Below are 5,395 nucleotides of genomic sequence, written 5' to 3'. Positions count from 1 at the left end.
CGCCCTATTACATCTCTTACGGGTACTTTGACAAGTTTGCCTAGCTTCTGCATCTTGCCTGCGTTATCTGAACTGAATTCAGCGGGAATCACTTCGATAGTCTTGTAAGGAATACGGCGAATCAGGTCATCTGCAAGTCTTTGATCGATCGACATCGAGTATATCTGAAAGTTCATGTCTCGTATAAACTGCCAGCTAGCCTTACCGGCCGCGATTTCCTCTTCGATATTCTCGATTTGGGAGAGCAAGTCTTCCATCATTTCCCTTAGTTCTAGTCCGCTGGGTGTAGGGTTCTCTTTTAGGAGTTCAAGAGACCTGTAGACAAGGTTTTTGTCATAGATCGAATACGAGTTCTCATTCTGCGGAAAGATTATGGCCTCTCCTTCGGGAGTTGTGCCTTCTCTGTTTATTCTGCCAAAACGCTGGGTAAGCGAGTCGACCGGCGCGGACTCAGTTATCAGGACGTCGTAGCTTATGTCAAGGCTGATTTCGATAGTCTGTGTGGCCACGATGATTCTTGGAGGTGAGTCTCCCATTATTCGAGAGAGGATTCTTCTCCTGTCTTCGAGGTTGAAGCGGCCGTGATAGAGAGCAATATCCTTCTCCGAAATTTTATCTGACAGGGTTCTGAAGGCTTCGGTGGCCTTTCTGACTGTGTTGAAGCAAAGAATCACTCTTTTCCCTTTTTCATATTGCTTTCTCGTCTCTTCAACAGGGTCGACTTCTTCTGGAGTGGAGATGGAGATTCTTCTCAGTAATTCTCCCTCGTAATCTCTTACGATTTCAGGGTCGTCGAGGACCTCCTTGAGCTTTTCGATCATGTAGGAAGGGAGAGTGGCGCTCATTACACATACCGGAGTGCCCATGGCTTTCAACATTCTTATGCTTTCAAGGAGTATGCCAAAGGTGTAGGGTTGACTTGCGTGAATCTCGTCGAAAACAACGGCGGCATTGGCAATATTTACAGTCTTTGGCTCCCATCTTCCCCAGTTAAGAGACATGAGAAGAAGCTGATCGAGAGTCGCGACTGTGAAGGGGTTATCGAAGGCTTTCATCCAGAAGATTCTGTCACGGGTGTCTTCGGAGTAGCTTTCGTTCGAGAATAAATAGTATGCAACATTTCCGTGGACAAGACCGGTTTTGTCGGATACTTCTTCTTTGTATCTTTCGTACATCGCTTCGACTGTTGTCACTGTGGGAAGGAAGAGGGTGGACTTTTCTCTTCCCGTCGACTTAGCCCAGACAAGAGCGGCAAGAGATTTTCCTCGTCCTGTCGGAGCGAGTATTATCGTGTCCTTTCCGGTCGAGGCCGCCGCCTGAAATGGCCGCAGGGGCCGAGACTTGAAGTCTATTTCAGTCACTGAGAGTGACCGTTTTGCTGAAGCCGACCAGTCTGCTAGGTTCAGAATGCCCTGGATCAAGGAATAGAGTTGCCGGTCGCCGGCTTCGTTGAAGAAGAAGTTGCAGAGCCTCTTGAGAAGTTCTCGAGCGGAAGGCATTTTCAGGTTAAGATCGGGGAGCTCTATGCCTAAGTGTTCGCTTGCATAGCCTTTTATCTCTCTGAATTCTTCCTCAAGTTCGGAGTTCGGAGTCGCTTTTTGCCTCAGATATTCAGTTGAGGAAAAGGAGTCTTTGAATCGAGAACCGTGATGGCCCAGTATAGACTGGAGGATGTAGTTTTTCATGGGGGACTCCTTAAGAGAGGCCATCGCTATCTGAGCCGATGCGAGGGAGTGGGAGAAGCCTTTTTTGTCAAAGGAGAATTCCGAACATCCCTTCCCGATGTCATGGTATGCACAGGCAGTCAGAATCGCCTCGGAGATTTCTTTTGAGTCAAGATCGGTGTTCGTTGCGACGATTCTGTTTCGATCAAGATAGTTCTTTGCGTAATCCAGAACTCTTTCTGTGTGTTCGACGAGAGTTACTCCCGGCTTTGCGAAAGACATTCTTCTACCTCCAAAGAGGGAAGGCAGTTCCTGATACATTTACCGCCTCTCCGGAGTATTTGACCGGTTCAGAGATGTATATGTAAGGAGATCTGCTTACCGGCCTCCTCACCTTCGGATTTCGTTTATCGCGATCGAATTCAGAGTTCAGCCAGTAAGTCTTGAAGTGAGAGATAAGTCCTTCATGAAGTCCGGCGATGTTGATCTTGCCTTCAAGGTTTCCCTTGACCACAGTATTGTTTATGACTGATTTATCCACTCTCTCTGCGGTCTTTAGTTCAGACTGGACGGAGGTTATGAACTCGTCGTCTCTTCCCAGGCTTAGAGGGAAGCGGGGATCGGCAAGCGCTTCCTCGATTTCTTTGAGCTTGTCCTGGGGGCCTGCAATTACAAGTGTTATTTTGGGACGATAGATGACTTCTCTTATCACTACCGCTTTGCCTATGGATCTTCCTCCGCCTTTCACTTTCTTTATTGCCCAGGGGTCTTTTGCCATTCCCTCATTCTCCTGTATGTGTACTCCGTAGGAAAGTTCCCGGCAGTAGTTCTGTGCCTCGAAGTACTCGCGGCCTGTGGCTGCGCCGATTATTCCAGCGATCGTCGTTGGCGGGGGAAAGGGCAGGCTCTCCTGATAATTCATTGAGGCGGGGCTTCTAAAGGAAGCTGTATATCCTTTTATTGAGATTTCGAGCACAATCATCTTTTCACCTCCACTGGAAAAGGCCCCTCGCAAGAGGGGCCTGTATTATATTGTCGAAATGATCTCTTTGACTTTGGAGAAGGCATCTGTCATAGGAAGAATTTCAATATTCTGATTAGCGCCAGCATTGAGTTCCGATGCATCGAGCACTTTTGTAGTTCCAATAATTACGCGATCGATTATGTTTGAATAATTGGTTATGCTGTCGATCAGCGTCTCGGCCAGGATCTTTCCCTTCGCGTCACAGGTTACGGATTCGAGGAGAAATGGAAGCTTTACGGTTTGAAAGGCGAAGGCAATGAATTTCGGAGAGATGTCAGACAGTATATTGGTCTGCTTTCCACCTGTCCAGAGAGTCATCATGGAATCGAGGAGGAGGTTGAGTCTTCTAAAGCGCTCTTCTTTCTGTATCTCGAGTGTGGTCTCTTTGATCTCTGAGGGTTCGAATTTGCCGACCCTGTCAAGCTCAATGAGCCCGCCGCCTCTCAGATATGCGGAATAGACTTCGGTTTCAACCATGTTTCCACCCTTGTCGCTAGCCTTCCTTGTCTTTGTGAGAAGATCTCTGTCGCCTCTGTATGGGAAGAGAGACACGAGCGGGGCGATTCTCACGGGTGATGTTCTCTTTCTGTTGTCTCCGGTTACTGCGATCATGTAACCGAAGAGATCATCATCGATATAGTTCAGCGGATCTCCGAGAGTCGTTTCAACTTCTCCATCTACGGGAGTTGAAAGAGCTTCTCCGATTTCGGCGAATCTCTCTCTCAGGCCGTGGCGCTGGCATTGTCCGGAAACGTAGTTGAATGCAGAACCGTCTGGGGCGACGATCTTTTTTGCCGTCTGGATATTGCCTTCTGTGAAGCCTGCGTTTGGGTTTCCCATGGTAACCTTGGATATTGAACCCCAAGAGAGGCATTTAATCTGCAATCTTTTCACCTCCATTGTGCGAAGATGCGAAATGTCTTGAAAGGTACTTGTTCACAGCGAAGATTACAAGCAGAGCTTTGGGTTTCTTCCAGGTTTCTTCATTGAGGATCCTTATGAACTCTTCGGGGATTTTGATTTTCCAATCCTCTTTTGCATACTTGAATTCAAGATCGGCCAGGGTGAGCAAGAGGTCTTCCAGAGAGCGGCTGTTGCGTAGAGAGTATAGATCGCCGAAACTCTGGGCTTCAAAGACCGCGTTGCCTATTACCTCGCCGGCCTTTTTGGAGAGATCGATTGTCGCTTGATCCAAGCCATTCACTCCTTTCATAGTATTTGACGCAACAATCACTTCGTATATTGAACGGACAGGGTATTCGAGATCGAACATGATCATCTGAAGCCTTTCTTCGAGCGGCTTGAAGGAGAGGATCATTTTGGCTATCTCTTCACGTCTGGAAACATCGGCGGAAGGGCTTGCGGAAATTACCAGACTGTCCATGAATTTCGAGAAGTCGCCTCCGAGGTTTTCTACGTTTTCGAAGAAGGCTGACAACTCCTCCACTCTCTCGAATGAGTCGAAGTTGAGAAAGGAGTTGTTTCTCCCCGTGTTCGAGACCTGCATGACTTTGAAAGAGGAGCGGGGAATGAATCTGGTCTTCTCGAACAGGGTGTGAAGAGAGAGGAGAAGGGTTTCATAGGGTTCCTGAGGATAGAATCTCGCCTTGACCTTCAGATTTCTCCAGGAATTTGGTTCGTGGAGATCCTTCATCCAGAGAAACGTGTTGTAGGTAGATTCCAGTGTATCGCTCTCGGGGAAGAGGTAAGTGATTACGTAGTCCTGACCGTCCTTGTAGGATGTGTAGAAGAGAGCGAGACCGGCCATCATTCCGAGGAACTGACAGTCTAGGCAGACTTCTCCGCTTCCCGAGCCGAAGCTGAAGAAGCTCTGAAAGTTCTCGACTTTCACAGATAAAGGATCTCCGAGCATCGAAAGCTTCTCTAGAGTGGAGACCCTCGAGCCGCAAAGGCTGCACACTTTTCTTCCTATCTCTTTTTCTTCGAGCATTTTGGAGACTTTCTCCAGTACGGTGTATTGCTTTAGAAAAGGCCTGAGGTTTGGTGCCCAGGGCTTGTCGTTCTTGTTGAGCATATCGTTGAGGGCGTTCTCGAAGATTAGCTTCTTGGGCGTCGCCGTCTCGAAAAGATTTCTCGTGATAGTGCAGTCTGACGCATACCTCTTTATCGCGACTGCCCCGGCCATTTGCCAGAAGCTTCTTATTTGAACTCTCATAGGTCACCTCTCTGATTAAGAATTATCCTCGCAGTTTTCGCAGACGTTTCTCCCTTCCTGGATGGTGCAGCCGCAGCAGTCACAGAAAACTCCTTTGCACCAGCAGGTTGCACAGGCACTGCCTCCGAGACCGAATCCCTCATCTTCGTCCAGGTAATTGTCATCGTAGAAATCTCTTTCGTCTTCCAACATGCTTCGCCTCCTCGAGATTCATAATCACACTTTTCATTGTAGTGGATGTTAACTCTATTGAGCAGTTCGGATATCTTGTTCAGAGTAGATTGTAGTTCCTCGATCCTATTTTTTTCCTCGCAGAAGTTAGTGAATTTGACAAGGATGGTGAAGTCGTCCTGTCGACGGCTGATTTGAATCTGCCCATCGGGAAGTATCTTTCCGTTTTCGAGAGAGTCAAGCAGTTTTTCTTTGAAGTAATCGGCGACGATCCAAGGAGCTCTTGCGCAGTATTTGTAAACAAGTTCTATGAAATCACCTCCTTCCGTTGGCAGTCTTGATGGGTAGTCCAGGATATAT

At 47.8% G+C, this 5,395-nt stretch carries 4 protein-coding genes; all 4 read right to left on the bottom strand.

What is annotated here, in order from left to right; genetic code table 11:
- The coding region (gene cas3 / locus ENN47_01135; GenBank protein ID HDP76795.1) for a CRISPR-associated helicase Cas3' at positions 1-1,946 on the bottom strand (1,946 nt) is incomplete at its 3' end.
- 4 nt (positions 1,947-1,950) lie between these two features.
- Positions 1,951-2,646 carry a CRISPR-associated protein Cas5 gene (gene cas5 / locus ENN47_01130; GenBank protein ID HDP76794.1) on the bottom strand — a complete coding sequence of 232 codons (696 nt, stop codon included), beginning with the start codon at positions 2,644-2,646 and terminating at the stop codon, positions 1,951-1,953.
- Positions 2,647-2,691: 45 nt separating this feature from the next.
- The gene (cas7i, locus tag ENN47_01125; protein HDP76793.1) at positions 2,692-3,573 is read right to left on the bottom strand and encodes a type I-B CRISPR-associated protein Cas7/Cst2/DevR; all 882 of its coding nucleotides are present in this window, start codon (positions 3,571-3,573) and stop codon (positions 2,692-2,694) included.
- A complete protein-coding gene (locus ENN47_01120) occupies positions 3,563-4,864 on the bottom strand; it encodes a hypothetical protein (protein HDP76792.1) in 1,302 nt (433 codons plus the stop codon). The genes cas7i and ENN47_01120 overlap by 11 nt, the downstream gene beginning before the upstream one ends.
- Between the last annotated feature and the right edge of the window lie 531 nt (positions 4,865-5,395).

It is taken from the genome of Mesotoga infera, assembly GCA_011045915.1.
GTDB lineage: Bacteria > Thermotogota > Thermotogae > Petrotogales > Kosmotogaceae > Mesotoga > Mesotoga infera_D.
Note: the sequence above shows the minus strand (reverse complement) of the source record. Positions and strands in the feature narration are given on the sequence as shown.